Raw genomic sequence first — 13,744 nt, forward strand, 5'->3', positions numbered from 1 at the left:
CTTGCCCCGCGATGGTCTGCTTGGATCACTCCGCGCTCGCCTTGACCACCACCGTGCACGTGGTCCCCGCCGCCAGCAGGAACCCATCCGGCACTTCATCGATATGGATCCGCACCGGCACCCGCTGCGCCAGCCGCACCCAGTTGAAGGTCGGGTTCACGTCGGCGATCAGCTCACGGCTCTGCGGGTTGTCGCGGTCGTAGATGCCACGGGCAATGCTCTCCACATGCCCCTTGATCCGCTCGCCGCTCATCATCTGCAACTCGGCCACATCGCCCACCTTCACGTGGGGCAGCTTGGTCTCCTCGAAGAAGCCATACACCCAGAACGACTGCTCATCCACCACCGCCATCACCGCCTCGCCGGTGCGAGCATAGTCGCCTTTGTGGATGTTCAGGTTGGTCACGTAGCCATCGACGGTGGCGACGATCTGCGTGCGCTTGAGGTTCAGCTCGGCAGCGGCGAGCTGGGCCTGAGCGTGCTGGTAGTCGGCCAGTGCCGAGCTGGCGATATTGCTGGCGTCGTCGCGGTTCTCTTTCGAAATCACCAGGTTGTCCAGATCGGCGCGGCGCTTGGCATTCACCTTGCGCATCTCCCAGGTGGCCTTGCGCGAGGCCACCAGCGCCTTGGCCTGGTCCACCGCCAGCTGGTAGTGCTCGGGGTCGATGCGGATCAGCACGTCGCCCTTCTTCACCCGCTGGTTGTCCTTGACCGGGACGTCCACCACATAGCCCGGCACATCGGCGGCGACGTTGATGATATCGGCGCGCACCCGGCCATCGCGGGTCCATGGCGTAGTCATGTAGTGCAGCCACAACTGGCGGCCGATCGCCACGGCGGCGGCCAGCACCAGCAGGGTGGCGATCAGGCTGAAGAACTTTTTCATTGCAGGATTCTCACCAGTAGAGCGACAGCGCCAGGGCGCCGAACAGGCAGACGAACAGCGACAGGCGCAACAGCGCCGGGTGCCAGAAGAAGCGATAGCCATCAACGCTTGCGATGAACCGGTCCAGGCCCCAGGCCAGGCCCAGGGCGAACAGGAACATCAAGGTCATGGTGGGCATGTACACGCCATGGAAGGCGATCTCACGGGGCATGGTGCATTCCTTTCGCCGGTGCCAGCGGCGACTGTGGGTCAAGCAGGGAGGAACGGATGAAGTGCAGGTAGCTCTGCGCCCGGCGCAGCACCGAGGTGTCGAAGTGCCGGGCGAAGGGTTCGTCGGTGGCCTGCACGCGGCTGATGGCGTGGTCCACCGCCACCAGGGCGCGCTCGTGGTTGCTGGCGCTGGGCTGCAGGAACAGCCGCGCCAGGGCCCGGCCCATCACGCGGATGGCCTGGCGCCAGGGCTGCGACTCGGCGTAGGCCGGATGGATCGGCGCGCGATCCTGCTCCTTGCGCAGTTCGATGATGGCGTGGCCGATCTCCAGCACGGTGAACATCCAACCCATCAACTCGCTCTGCACCTGCGGCTTGCCGGCGGCCAGGCCATAGGCCTGGTGCAGCAGGTCGCGGGTGCGGCTCTCGAACGCCGAGCCCAACCCGCGCAGGCGCCCGCCGATGGCGAACAGCACCTGCTCGCGCAGTTCCTGTTCCAGGCGGCTCCACAGCCAGCGGCTGTTGGGCGGCAGGATGATCGCCCCGGCCGCGGCGCAGACGAACATGCCGATGACCATGCCGATGTAGTCATTGATGAAAGTGTAGGGGTCGTAGATCGTCAGGTTGTTCGGCACCGAACCGATGGCGAAGAACACCAGCAGGCCCAGGCCGTAACCGGCATAGGCCGGGCGCGAAGCGAGGAACGCCCCAAGCACGAACACCGGCGCCAGCACCATGCACAGCAGCGCAAAACCGTCGATCCAGGGAAACACGAAGAACGTCTCGAAGAACCCGACGAAGGCGCCGATCGCCGTGCCACAGGCCATCTGGAACGACATGCGCTTGGGGTTCGGCGAGGCCGCCGACAGGCCCACGGTGACCGTGGCGATCAGGGTCATCATGGCGCCGCTGGGCCAGTCGCTGAGCAGCCAGTAGCTGCCCAGCAACAGCAGCACCGCCGAGGCGCGCACGCCAGCGGCCAGCGATACCAGCCAACTGGTCTGGGCCACGTAGGGCTCGTCCCACTGCTCGCGTTCGTGCTTGTGCACGGCCAGCGAGGCATGGGTCTCGGCATAGCTGTACATCTCGTCGACGAAGCGATAGAGCAGCTCGAAGGCGGTGTGGAAATCGAGCAGATCGGACTCGCTCGGGTTGGTCTGCAGGTACTCGGCGCGCAGGCCGCGCACCTGGGCCTGCAGGCCTTCCTTGTAGGTGCCCAGTTCCAGGGCCAGGCGCAGCGCGTCGGCATCGGTCAACGCCCGGCCTACATAGGGCTGCAGCAACTCGGCCAGGGTACCCAGGCCAGGCTCGATGGCGCTGACGATTTGCAGCGGGCCACGGGCGCGCAGGCGCTCGAGCAACCGGTGCAGGGCGTTGAAGCGCGTGGTGATGGCCATGAACTCGCTGTTCATCCGCACCAGGCGGCCGGAGCGTCGGCGCATGTGCGGATCTTCAAAGGCGGTGACGTTGCGCAGGCTCTCCAGGCCCACCGCCTCGGCGACAAAGCGCACGTTGCTGGTCTCGAAGCGGTCGCGCTGGCTGTCGCCGCGCAGCGCCTCGACCACCACCCCGGCGAACACGCCGAAGCGCTGGTACAGGGCGTTGCGCATGGCGGCACTGGCCGACTGCGGCAGGATCGCGGCGCTGACGAAGGTCGAGACGAGAATCCCCAGGGCGATCTCCAACACCCGCCACACCGCCGCCATGAACGCCTGGTCAGGGTGCTGCAACACCGGCAGGCCGATCATCGCCGCCGTGTAACCGGCCAGCACGAAGCCATAGGCGCGGAAGGTGCGGTAGCGCATGGCCCCCGCCGAGCACAGGCCGACCCACAACGCCAGGCTGGGCAGGAACAGCTCGGTGTTCTGCGGGAAGATCGCCATCAGCGCGACCATCATCGCCGAGCCGGCCAGGGTGCCGAGCACCCGGTAGAAGCTCTTGGCGAACACATGGCCGCTCTGCGGCTGCATGACGATGAACACGGTGATCATCGCCGTGCGCGGCTGCGGCAGCTCCAGGCGCATGGCCAGCCACAGGGTGATGAACGCGGCGGCCAGCACCTTGAAGATGTAGACCCAGGTGACCCCGTCGGTGCGCGCCCAGGCGAAGAAACCCCGGCGCCATTCCAGGCTCCGCAGCCAGCGCAGGGGCAAGCTCGATGCGCTCATTCGGCGTGGTCCGGCTGATCGAAGATGGCCAGGGTGGCCGGGGTTTTCGGTGCGGCCTGACGCTGCTCATCCGGCACGTCCTTGCCCGCCTCCAGGCCGCCGCCCAGGGCGGTGACCAGCTCGGCGTGGGCGGCCAGGCGCGCGGCCTGCACCTGCTGCTGCACCTGTTGCTGACGGAACAGCAGGGTCTGGGCGTTGAGCACGTTGAGGTAATCGGTCAGGCCACGCTGGAAGGCGACGGTGGCGATGTCGTAGGTCTTCTGCGCCGCGGCTACCGACTCGGCGGCGAAGTGCGCCTGCTCCTTCATCGACTCGCGGCGGATCAGCTGGTCGGAGATGTTCTTCAACGCGCCGATCACCGTCTGGTTGTAGCGCGCCACGGCCACGTCATAACCCGCCGAGGCCACGCCCAATTGCGAGCGCAGCCGGCCGCCGTCGAAGATCGGCAGGCTGATGGCCGGCCCCACGTTGTAGTTGAACTTGCGCCCGGTGAGGAACTCCAGCGGGCCGCCGCCAGTGGCCATGAAGCCAAGGCCGCCGACCAGGTCGACGTTGGGGAAGAAGCCGGCGTGGGCCACGTCAATGCCACGGGCCTGGGCCGCCACCTGCCAGCGGCTGGCGACCACGTCGGGACGCTGGCCGACCAGTTCGGCGGGCAGGTTCGACGGCAGTTTCAGCGGCGCGCCAAGGGTCAGAGTCGGGCGTTGCAGCTTGGCACCCTCCCCCGGCCCCTTGCCGGCCAGGGCGGCCAGCTGGTTGCGGGTCAGGGCGATCTCCTCGTTGAGGCTGTCGATCTGGCGGTGGGTTTCCGGCAACGGCGCCTCGGCCTGGCTGACCTCGAAATGGGTGCCGATGCCGCCGTCGAGGCGACGCTTGGCCAGGGCGACGATCTGCTCCTGCTGCGCAAGTTCGGCCTGGACGATATCGCGCCGGGCGTAATGCAGGCTGAGCTGGATATAGGCGCGCACCACGTTGTTCTCAAGCTCCAGTTGAGCCTGGCGTGCCTCGGCGACGCTCATGTGTGCCTGGTCCACGGCCTGCTCGCTGGCATTGCGCTCGCGGCCCCACAGGTCCAGCGCGTAGCTGAAGCCGATGGCGGCGTTGTTGTCCCAGGTGTTGGCGCCGGACAGCGCGCCCGGGCCGTAGAACTGATCCTCGGGCCAGTTGTGGCGCTTGAGCGTGGCGTTGCCATTGGCCTGCAGTTTTTCCGCCGACTCGACCACGCCGGCCATCGCCTTGGCTTCCCGCACCCGCGCGGCGGCCATGGCCATGCTCGGGCTGCCGGCCAGCGCCTGGGCGATCCAGGCGTCGAGCTGTGGGTCGCCATAGTCGCGCCACCATTGCTGGGCCGGCCAGTGGGCGTCGCGCGCGGCCTCGCGGATCGCGGCGTCGGTGGTCAGTTGGTTGGCTTGGAGGGTATTGCTTTGCGGGGCGATGCCCCAGGTTCCGATACAGCCGCTCAAGGTGAGACAAAGGGCACAGGCACTGAACGCATGGAGCGCTCTGATGTGGCGACGCGGCACAGCTGCGATTTCCCAAGGAAGAGGTGAAGGGGCCGGGCAATTCTAGGGGCGGGTTTCATTGGCGATAAGCGCAGATTCCTGCGAATCTTTGTTACCAAAACAGCGATAATCCGGCTTTAGTCGGAAGCGGAATTCCGCAACTTCATGTCACAATTTTGTCCTCTAAACCGAGAGTGACCCATGGACACCCTGCAAAACATGCGTGCTTTCAGTTGCGTGGCCCAGCTCGGTAGCTTCACCGCTGCCGCGGCGCAACTGGATACGACCACCGCGAACGTGTCGCGGGCGGTCTCCAACCTGGAAGCCCATCTGCAAACCCGCCTGCTCAACCGCACCACCCGGCGCATCGCGCTGACCGAGGCCGGCAAGCGCTACCTGATGCGCTGCGAACAGATTCTTACCTACGTGGAAGAAGCCGAGGCCGAGGCCAGCGACGCCCACGCTCGCCCTGCCGGGCAACTGAAGGTGCATTCGATGACCGGCGTCGGCCAGCACTTCGTGGTCGATGCCATCGCCCGCTACCGCGAGTCGCACCCGGACGTCACCTTCGACCTGACCATGGCCAACCGCGTGCCCGACCTGCTGGACGAGGGCTACGACGTGTCCATCGTGCTGGCCAGCGAGCTGCCGGACTCGGGCTTCGTCTCGCAGCGCCTGGGCATCACCTACAGCATCGTCTGCGCCTCGCCCGAGTACGTGGCCCGCCACGGCAGCGCGCACAAGCCGGCCGACCTGCTCAAGCATGCCTGCCTGCGCATGGTCAGCCCGGTGATCCCGCTGGAGAAGTGGCTGTTCGACGGGCCGGAAGGCCAGGAGATGGTCAACATCACCACCTCGCCGTTCCAGGTCAACTCGGCGGACGCGATGAAGACCGCGATCCGCAGCGGCATGGGCGTGGGCGTGCTGCCGATCTACTCGGCCATCGACGGCCTGCGCGATGGCAGCCTGGTGCGGATCATGCCGGAATACCGCCTGCAGGAACTGAACCTGTACGCGATCTACCCGTCGCGCCAGTACCTGGATGCCAAGATCAAGACCTGGGTCGAGTACCTGCGCAATTCGCTGCCGGAGATCCTTGCCGCCCATGAGGCCGACCTGAAGACCCATGAGCTGCTGATCGCCAACTAAAAAAAAGCGGCTGCATTGGGGGTGGAGACAATGGTAGGTTGCTAACCATTGATTCCAGCGTCTGGCAGACAGGACCATGGGAGGGCTTCGCCCTCCATCGCGACACAAGGCCGCTCCTACAGGATCACGCGGTACCTGTAGGAGCGGCCTTGCGTCGCGAAAGGGCCGCACAGCGGCCCCGCTCTTCTGCCCGATTCCACCTCACGCCTTGCAGAGAAGCAGTCCGATGAAAAAGACCGTCCTGGCCTTCAGCCGCATTACCCCGGCCATGGCCGAGCGCCTGCAACAAGACTTCAACGTGATCGTGCCGAATCCGAAACTCGGCGACATCAGTGCCCAGTTCAACGAAGCCCTGCCCGAGGCACACGGCCTGATCGGCGTCGGTCGCAAGCTCGGCCGCGCGCAGCTCGAAGGCGCGGGCAAGCTGGAGGTGGTGTCCAGCGTCTCGGTCGGCTACGACAACTACGACCTGGACTACTTCAACGAGCGCGGTATCGCCCTGACCAACACCCCCGACGTGCTCACCGAAAGCACCGCCGACCTGGGCTTCGCCCTGATCATGGGCTGTGCCCGGCGCACCGCCGAACTGGACGCCTGGACCAAGGCCGGCCACTGGCAGGCTACCGTGGGGCCGGCGCAGTTCGGCTGTGATGTGCACGGCAAGACACTGGGTATCGTCGGCATGGGCAACATCGGCGCGGCCATCGCCCGCCGTGGCCGCTTCGGTTTCAACATGCAGGTGCTGTACACCGGCAACAGCCGCAAGACCGCGCTGGAACAGGAACTGGGCGCGCAGTTCCGCAGCCTGGAGGCACTGCTGGGCGAAGCCGATTTCGTCTGCCTGGTGGTACCGCTGTCCGAGGCCACCCGCAAGCTGATCGGCGCCCGCGAGCTGCAACTGATGAAGCCCAACGCGTTCCTGATCAATATTGCCCGCGGACCTGTAGTGGACGAGGCGGCGCTGGTCGAGGCCCTGCAGAACGGCACGATCCGCGGTGCCGGGCTCGATGTGTACGAGAAGGAACCGCTAGGCGACTCGCCGCTGTTCAAGCTGCCCAACGCCCTGACCCTGCCGCACATCGGCTCAGCCACCGCCGAGACCCGTGAGGCCATGGCCAACCGGGCGCTGGACAACCTGCGGGCGGCGCTGCTGGGCGAGCGGCCGCGGGACCTTGTGAATCCCCAGGTGTGGAAGGGCTGATACGTTCAGCCCGACGTACCGGCCCTGTCGCGGGGCTCCGCGACAGGGCCGTGGTTACTTGACGGCCAGCATCCCTTCGACTGGCTTGGACTTCGGTTTACGAAACACCAGCACATTCCCCGCCATCACCGCCACCAGCCCGAGCAACGCCGGCGCCGTCCATTGGTAGCCCTCGGCGAATGCCGACACATTCAACGCCACCAGCGGGAACAGTACGGTGCAATAGGCTGCCCGCTCCGGCCCCATGCGTCCGACCAGGGTCAGGTAGGCGGTGAAGGCGATCACCGAACCCGGGATCACCAGGTACAGCAGCGAGCCGATGTAGCGGGCGTTCCATTCCATATCGAAGGGAATGCCCTTGACCAGGCAGTACGCCGCCAGCATCGAGGCGCCATAGAGCATGCCCCAGGCATTGGTGGTCATGGGCTTGAGCCCGGCCTTCTGCTGCACGCTGGAGAGCATGTTGCCGGCCGAGAAGCACAGTGTGCCGAGCAGGCCCAGCCCCAGGCCATACAAGGTCTCGCGGCTGGCAGCGTGGTGCGAGAGCTCCGGCCAGAACAGCAGGCCCAGGCCGAGCAGGCCCAGGGCTCCGCCACCGAGCACATTGGCGGCGATCTTCTGGCCGAAGAAGATCCGCGCGTTGATGGCGTTCCACAACGTGGCGGTAGAGAACACCACGGCGATCAGGCCGGTGGCGACCCACTGGCTGGCAGTTAGGAAGCACATGAAGTTGACGCAGAACAGGCACAAGCCCTGGGCCAGGCACACCAGGTGACCACGCCGGTTCATCGGTTGCAGGCGGCGGGTGAGCAGCAGGAAGGCGAACAGGATCAGCCCGGCCAGGGCGAAGCGGTAGACGATCGACACCGGGATGGCGACCTCGCCCAACTGCAGTTTCAAGGCGATCCAGGTGGTGCCCCAGATCAGGACGGTGAGCAGGTAGAGCGACAGGTTCATGATGGACTCCCTCGACAGGTATCAGGCCTATCGCGGGGCAAGCCCGCTCCCACAGGGCGCATGCGACCTCGGTGGGAGCGGGCTTGCCCCGCGATGAAAACCCCATAAGCCCAGTTTCTTGCGCCATTGCTGTTCGGCGCTTGCATAAACTTGCGCTTTTCCTCCCCTGCTAGCTGCCATCCCGACGCCAGCGCAGTACGATGGCCAGCAGAGGAACCGCCCATGCCCCCACTCGATCACCTGCAGGTCTTCAACGTCCTGAACGCCTCGCCCCACGCCCGGCTGGAGCTGAGCGCGCACCTGGGCGACGGGCTGGCGGCGGCCTTGTGGAGCAACCGCGACGATGCCCGCGACTACCAGGCGCCCAGCCACCACACACTGTCGTGCTACATCGCCGACGGCACCGGCACCTTCCGCCGCCAGCGCCCTGGCGATCGCGGCGCGCCGGACAAGCTGTGCGTGATGCCCGCCGGCCATGAGTCGAACTGGATAATCAACGGCTCGATCCGCCTGGCCCACCTGTACATCAGCGAGGAACAGTTCGCCCTCGGCTGCACCCGCCTGCTGGACCGCGAGCCCCGGGAGATGCAACTGCGCGAGGCGACCTTCCTCGACGACCCGCAGCAGGCCCGACGCTTTCGCGAGCTGATCGGCCTGGACTGGTCCGAGCCCGGCGAACGCCTGCTGGCCAGCAGCCTGGCCCACGACATCATCGACCACGCCGTGCTCAACCAGGTCGGCCTGCGCCAGGGGCTGAAACTCAAGGGCGGGCTGGCACCGCACCAGCGCCGACAACTGGCGGACTATATCGAGGCCAACCTCGAACAGCCGCTGACGCTGGGTGAGCTGGCGCTGCGCTGCAACCTGTCCGAATACCACTTCGCGCGGATGTTCCGGGCAAGCTTCGGTCTGCCGCCGCATCAGTACCTGCTGGCCCGACGCCTGTACCGTGCCTGCCAGTTGCTGCGAGAGGGTACGCAACCCTTGGGTGAAGTGGCGCTGCTGTGCGGCTTCGCCAGTGCCAGCCATTTCAGCAATCGATTCAGGCAGGCACTTGGGGCGACGCCAGGTGCCTATCGCCAGGCCTTGCGCGGATGAGCACGATCAGCTGAGCACAGCGTCCCACAGTGCCTTGCGATCAAAGTAAGTCATCGCTCGCCTGATCTTGTTGCCTTTCATCTCGAGAAGGTCGACCCCGGGCACCGCGATCTTCTTGTTTTCCGAACCGGCAATGACCCCGCTACCCGTCACGTGCATCACCCACTCCCAGGTAAAACGTTGACCGTCACCGTAGATACCCAGCGTGTCGAACGTCATGTCAGGAAAGTTTCGCCAGGACACATTGCGCAGGAACGCGGGCAGTGACTTGCGATCGAGCATTGGGTGGGGCGAGTCGACATAAATACCCTTGCGCGAAAAAGCGCTTGCCAGGAGCTCGGCATCGCGCCGCGTCCAGCCCTTCACATAACGACTGATCGCCTTGGGGCATGGGTTTGGCTTCTTCATGTAGTTGGTCTCCTGAGCATCCGTGGTTGCCATCTTCGAATCGGCCCAGGCAAGCGTCTACTGGTAAAAATGACAGTCCTGACGTTCAGAACTCGAATGTACTCGACAGACTTACCTGCCGCGCATCCCCCACCGCAACGAAGTACCGATTCACCGCCGAGCTGTAATACACCTTGTCGAACAGGTTCTTCACGTTCAACTGCAACCGCACCTTGTGCTCGTCCCATTTTGTTTCGTAGCTGGCAAAGGCATCCGCCACGGTATAAGCCGGCAGGTCGAAGTCATTGGTGGCGTTCCCCGCACGCTCCCCCACATAGCGCGCACCGGCCCCAAGTCTCAGGCGATCACCGCCGAACAGGCTGCCATAGTCATACACCGCCGACAGCGAACCACTATGCCGGGCGACGTTCTGCAGTCGATTGCCCTTGAGCTGCGGATCCTTGGTCACCTCGGCGTCGATGAAGGCGTAGGCGCCGATCAAGCTCCAGCGCTCGCTGAGCTGGCCGGTCAGGTCCAGCTCGACGCCCCGTGAGCGCACTTCGCCTGCGTTGCTGTAGAGAATGGTGCCCGGCTGGGTGTCACCATCAGCCACCAGCACGTTGCGCTTGGTGATGTCGAACAACGCCAGGGTACCGGTCAACGCCCCCGGCACATCGAGCTTGGCCCCCAGTTCCCACGACTTGCCCTCCTCCGGCGCTATACCTGAGTCCAGGGTCAGGGTGCGACTACCGCCGAGGCTCAGCGGGGCGATGGTCGAATTGGGCTTGAACGACTCGCTGTAGCTGCCATAGAACGACAGCTGGTCATCAACCTTGTACACCACGCCGGCATGGGGCACCCAGGTCTGGTCGCTGGTGTCGGTGTTGACGTTGAACGGCCGGCCGCGACCGGCGTACTGGTCGTACTGCTGGAAGCGCCCGCCGGCGACCAGGATCCAGTGCTCGTCCAGGTGCCAGGCGTCCTGCAGGAACAGCGAGTCGGTGCGCAGCTTGTCGGTCTGGTCGCTGTCGCTGGCGCGCACGTTGGTGCCTTGCACTTCGCGGCCATAGACCGGATTCAGGTAGCTGAAGCTCGAGCGGCTGGTCTGGCGGATCAGGTCGGCGCGGTAGACCTTGCGGTCCTCGTGATCGACACCGACCACCAGGTCGTGACGCATGCCCGCCAGCTCGACGCTGCCGTTGAGGCTGAGGGTGGCGAACTGATCACGGCTCAGGGCGCCCTGGGTGCCGTCGATGCTGCGCGACAGCGTGCCCTTGCTTTCATCCACGCCGGTCACGCGGACCTGGCTGGCGTCGTAGGTCTCGCGGTTGAAGCTGTAGCCGAAGTGCAGCTTCCAGTCGTCGTCCAGGCGATGATCGACCTCCAGGCGGTACAGGTCGGAGCGGCCCTCCATGTCGTTGAACGGCTCGTCGAGGCGGCGGGTGGCGGGAATGTTCAACGGGTGGCCGTCGCTGCCGAAGGCGGTGCCGCGGTCGAACGGGTAGAGAAACTCGCGGTGCTCATAGGCCAGCACCACCTGGGTGTCCTCGCCATACCAGGCCAGCGACGGGGCCACCAGCGACTCGCGGTGCACGCCGTAGTTGCGCCAGTAGTCTTCGTCCTCGTGATCGACGATCAGACGGTAGGCCAGGTTGCTGTCACCCAGCGCCCCGGTGCTGTCCAGGCCGCCGCCGCTGCCGTTCTTGCCGCTGCCATAGGTCGAGCCGCGCAGGGTCAGGGCGTTGTACTGCTGGAGTTGCGGGCGCTTGCTGACCACATTGATCACTCCGCCCGGGTCCTGGATGCCATACAGCAGCGAGGCCGGCCCCTTGAGCACCTCGACCCGCTCGGTGCTGGCGTTGAGGGCGCGGCCCTGCACGATCGGCATGCCGTCGCGCATGATCGAGCCATCGCGGTTGTCGCCGAAGCCGCGCTTCATCACGGTGTCGGCGGTGCCACCGAAATTGTTGCCCTGGGTGATGCCACTGACGTTGTACAGCGCATCATCCAGGTTGCGCGGCGCCTGATCGCGGATCACCTGGGCCGGGACCACGTTGACGGCCTGGGGGATGTCCAGCGTCGCGCCTTGGCCGCGCATGATCGTGGCACTGGCCGGCGGCTGGTAGCTGTAGTCGTCCAGTTGCGAGTTGATGGTGGTGGCCTGCAGGGTCAGCGCGCCGGAGCTGTCGACCGGCTCCAGGGTCAGGGTGCGGGCGTCGAGGCGGCGCCAGGCCAGGCCCGAGTTGCCGAGCAACTGCTGCAGCGCCTGGTCGGCGTCGAAGGTGCCGTTGAGTGCCGGGGCCTGCACATCCGGCAGGGCCAGGGTGTAGACCACGCTCTGCCCGGTGGCGCGGCTGAAGGCGTTGAGTGCCTGGGCCAGCGGCTGGCTTGGCTGGGCGAAGCTGTAGACCTGGCTCTGCTGCGCGGCCAGGGCCTGGGGCACGATGGCGATAGCGGGCAGGGAGCAGAGGCCGAACCAGAGCGGGACGCAACGCGGGGTGAACTTCATGGACGCGGACCTGTGAGAGGGATGATCGTTTGCGAATGAATCGCACTTCCACTCACTACACGGATGCCGTGGGGGGATACCTCATCACCTGATCGAAAAAATTTTGCGTCACCGACGCTATCGCGGGGCGAGCCCGCGATAGCGTCGGAACAGGTCAACGCAAGACGGTCAGCCGACCCAGCACCGTCTGCCGTGAGAAGCCCATCACCTTGCCCAGCGAATCCAGTGCGGCGAGCGGCTGCGCCACTGGAAAACTACCACTGACCCTACGCTGCCCCAGCTCCCCGTCGAGCAACAAGATCCGCCCGGGATAGTAACGCCCAAGGTCCTCGATCACCTGCGCCAACGGCACCTGGTAATAGTTCAGCCAGCCCTGGCGCCAGGCCAATCGGCTGTCGCTGTCCACCGCCTCGATCCCACCGGCCACGCCGCCGGCATAGGCCAGTTGCTGATTGGCCGTCAGCTCGCGGGCAACCTGTCCTTCGGCCGCCGCCACCGCCACCCGCCCGCTGCGCACGGTCACCTGGGCACCCTCGCCCTGCTCGCGCACCTCGAACTGGGTTCCCAGCACCCGCACCTCCCCGCCTTGGGCATCCACCAGGAATGGCTCGCCAGTATGGGTCACCTCGAAGAACGCGGCGCCGCGCAGCAAGCGCACGCGCCGCTCGCCCTGGGCGAAATCCACCGCCACGGCCGTGCCGGCATCCAGGGTGAGGCGCGAACGGTCGGCCAGGGTCACCTGGCGCACTTGCGCGCCGCTGGAGTAGTCGGCACGCAGGTCCTGCAGCCAGAACTGCGGCTGCCAGCCCGCCGCGTAGCCGAGCGCCAGCACAAGGCTTGCCGCCACCGCCAGGCCGCGCCAAGGCCGCTTGCGCGCGGGCCGGCGCATGGCGTCGAGGTACTGTTGCAGACTCGTTTGCTCCTCGGCCGCCAGCCGCGCCGCCGGCGCCTCGCTCAAGCGCCACAGCGCCTGGGCCTCGGCGTAGGCCTGGCGATGGGCCGGGCTCTCCAGCAGCCAGCGCTTGAACGCCGCGCCCTCGGCCTGCGCCGGCTGCTGCTGGATGCGCCCGAGCCAGCGCAGGGCGGCCTGGGACTGTGCGGCAGTGATCGGCTGTTCAAGACTCATCGACGGGCGCTCCCTGGCCGGCGCAGTGGGGACGCGGGTTCGGCGACGCTCGCCTTGCACGCTTCGAGGGCGCGCATCATATGCTTTTCCACCGCGCTCTGGGACAACTGCATGGCCTTGGCGATCTCGCCGTAGGTACAGCCATGGATGCGGTTGAGCAGGAAGATCTGCCGGGTGCGTTCGGGCAACGCCCGCAGGGCCGCCTCGATACGCTGCAGGTCGTGGTCGACCTCCAGGGCCTGCTCGGGGAGCTGGCTGCCCTGCGGCTCGTCGAGGTCGTGCAGGCCTTCGGCGGCGCGGTCGCGGCTGCCTTCGCTGCGCAGGTAATCGATGGCCAGGTTGCTGGCGCTGCGCAGCAGGTAGGTGTCGAGCGCCTCGACCTTCACCTCGGGGCGCCGCCAGAAACGCAGGAACAGGTCCTGGACCAGGTCCGACGCCGTGGCGCGGCAGCCGACGCGCCGGCTGACCAGCGCTTCCATGCGCGCGCGCTGGGCCAGGAACACCTGGAGAAAACGCGCCCGACCGCCGCCGGCTTCGGAGTCGCTCAAGGA

12 protein-coding genes are annotated in these 13,744 nt (G+C 66.3%); 3 read left to right on the forward strand and 9 right to left on the reverse strand.

Going from position 1 to position 13,744, the window contains the following annotated elements; all coding sequences use genetic code 11:
- Positions 1–25: 25 nt before the first annotated feature.
- From K5H97_RS24680 to K5H97_RS24695, 4 genes are read right to left on the reverse strand one after another with little or no spacing between them, the layout of a single operon-like run.
- On the reverse strand, positions 26–886 hold the full coding sequence (locus tag K5H97_RS24680; protein ID WP_028689552.1) for an efflux RND transporter periplasmic adaptor subunit: 861 nt from the start codon (positions 884–886) through the stop codon (positions 26–28).
- 10 nt (positions 887–896) lie between these two features.
- A complete protein-coding gene (locus tag K5H97_RS24685) occupies positions 897–1,097 on the reverse strand; it encodes a DUF1656 domain-containing protein (protein WP_028689551.1) in 201 nt (66 codons plus the stop codon).
- The gene (locus K5H97_RS24690; protein ID WP_028689550.1) at positions 1,087–3,264 is read right to left on the reverse strand and encodes an FUSC family protein; all 2,178 of its coding nucleotides are present in this window, start codon (positions 3,262–3,264) and stop codon (positions 1,087–1,089) included. The genes K5H97_RS24685 and K5H97_RS24690 overlap by 11 nt, the downstream gene beginning before the upstream one ends.
- Positions 3,261–4,787 (reverse strand): efflux transporter outer membrane subunit, encoded by a 1,527-nt coding sequence (locus K5H97_RS24695; protein ID WP_028689549.1) that lies wholly within the window; start codon positions 4,785–4,787, stop codon positions 3,261–3,263. Before K5H97_RS24695 ends, K5H97_RS24690 begins: the two co-directional genes overlap by 4 nt.
- Positions 4,788–4,967: 180 nt before the next feature.
- Here K5H97_RS24695 and K5H97_RS24700 point away from each other — a divergent pair, with 180 nt between their 5' ends.
- The gene (locus K5H97_RS24700) at positions 4,968–5,915 is read left to right on the forward strand and encodes a LysR family transcriptional regulator (RefSeq protein ID WP_028689548.1); all 948 of its coding nucleotides are present in this window, start codon (positions 4,968–4,970) and stop codon (positions 5,913–5,915) included.
- A 226-nt stretch (positions 5,916–6,141) separates the two neighbouring features.
- The gene (locus K5H97_RS24705) at positions 6,142–7,116 is read left to right on the forward strand and encodes a 2-hydroxyacid dehydrogenase (RefSeq protein WP_028689547.1); all 975 of its coding nucleotides are present in this window, start codon (positions 6,142–6,144) and stop codon (positions 7,114–7,116) included.
- Between the two features lie 54 nt (positions 7,117–7,170).
- On the opposite strand, the gene K5H97_RS24710 is transcribed toward K5H97_RS24705, so the two are convergent.
- Positions 7,171–8,073, reverse strand: coding sequence for a DMT family transporter (locus K5H97_RS24710; protein ID WP_028689546.1), 903 nt, complete (start codon positions 8,071–8,073; stop codon positions 7,171–7,173).
- A 222-nt stretch (positions 8,074–8,295) separates the two neighbouring features.
- Here K5H97_RS24710 and K5H97_RS24715 point away from each other — a divergent pair, with 222 nt between their 5' ends.
- A complete protein-coding gene (locus K5H97_RS24715) occupies positions 8,296–9,171 on the forward strand; it encodes a helix-turn-helix domain-containing protein (RefSeq protein WP_028689545.1) in 876 nt (291 codons plus the stop codon).
- 6 nt (positions 9,172–9,177) lie between these two features.
- Here K5H97_RS24715 and K5H97_RS24720 read toward each other — a convergent pair whose 3' ends face one another.
- The 4 genes from K5H97_RS24720 to K5H97_RS24735 all read right to left on the reverse strand — a co-directional run bounded on the left by K5H97_RS24720 (position 9,178) and on the right by K5H97_RS24735 (position 13,741).
- The gene (locus K5H97_RS24720) at positions 9,178–9,579 is read right to left on the reverse strand and encodes a nuclear transport factor 2 family protein (RefSeq protein WP_028689544.1); all 402 of its coding nucleotides are present in this window, start codon (positions 9,577–9,579) and stop codon (positions 9,178–9,180) included.
- A gap of 85 nt (positions 9,580–9,664) precedes the next feature.
- Complete coding sequence (locus tag K5H97_RS24725) at positions 9,665–12,067, reverse strand: TonB-dependent siderophore receptor (protein WP_028689543.1); 2,403 nt, start codon at positions 12,065–12,067, stop codon at positions 9,665–9,667.
- 154 nt (positions 12,068–12,221) lie between these two features.
- Entirely contained in the window at positions 12,222–13,193 is a 972-nt protein-coding gene (locus K5H97_RS24730) for a FecR family protein (protein WP_028689542.1), read from the reverse strand.
- Entirely contained in the window at positions 13,190–13,741 is a 552-nt protein-coding gene (locus tag K5H97_RS24735; RefSeq protein ID WP_028689541.1) for an RNA polymerase sigma factor, read from the reverse strand. Before K5H97_RS24735 ends, K5H97_RS24730 begins: the two co-directional genes overlap by 4 nt.
- Positions 13,742–13,744: the final 3 nt, after the last annotated feature.

This window comes from Pseudomonas mosselii, from assembly GCF_019823065.1.
GTDB classification, from domain to species: domain Bacteria; phylum Pseudomonadota; class Gammaproteobacteria; order Pseudomonadales; family Pseudomonadaceae; genus Aquipseudomonas; species Aquipseudomonas mosselii.

Bases quoted from the DNA above. Each gene is read 5' to 3' on its own strand.
- K5H97_RS24680 (WP_028689552.1), bottom strand. From the start codon at position 886: ATGAAAAAGTTCTTCAGCCTGATCGCCACCCTGCTGGTGCTGGCCGCC.
- K5H97_RS24685 (WP_028689551.1), bottom strand. From the start codon at position 1,097: ATGCCCCGTGAGATCGCCTTCCATGGCGTGTACATGCCCACCATGACC.
- K5H97_RS24690 (WP_028689550.1), bottom strand. From the start codon at position 3,264: ATGAGCGCATCGAGCTTGCCCCTGCGCTGGCTGCGGAGCCTGGAATGG.
- K5H97_RS24700 (WP_028689548.1), top strand. From the start codon at position 4,968: ATGGACACCCTGCAAAACATGCGTGCTTTCAGTTGCGTGGCCCAGCTC.
- K5H97_RS24705 (WP_028689547.1), top strand. From the start codon at position 6,142: ATGAAAAAGACCGTCCTGGCCTTCAGCCGCATTACCCCGGCCATGGCC.
- K5H97_RS24710 (WP_028689546.1), bottom strand. From the start codon at position 8,073: ATGAACCTGTCGCTCTACCTGCTCACCGTCCTGATCTGGGGCACCACC.
- K5H97_RS24715 (WP_028689545.1), top strand. From the start codon at position 8,296: ATGCCCCCACTCGATCACCTGCAGGTCTTCAACGTCCTGAACGCCTCG.
- K5H97_RS24720 (WP_028689544.1), bottom strand. From the start codon at position 9,579: ATGAAGAAGCCAAACCCATGCCCCAAGGCGATCAGTCGTTATGTGAAG.
- K5H97_RS24725 (WP_028689543.1), bottom strand. From the start codon at position 12,067: ATGAAGTTCACCCCGCGTTGCGTCCCGCTCTGGTTCGGCCTCTGCTCC.
- K5H97_RS24730 (WP_028689542.1), bottom strand. From the start codon at position 13,193: ATGAGTCTTGAACAGCCGATCACTGCCGCACAGTCCCAGGCCGCCCTG.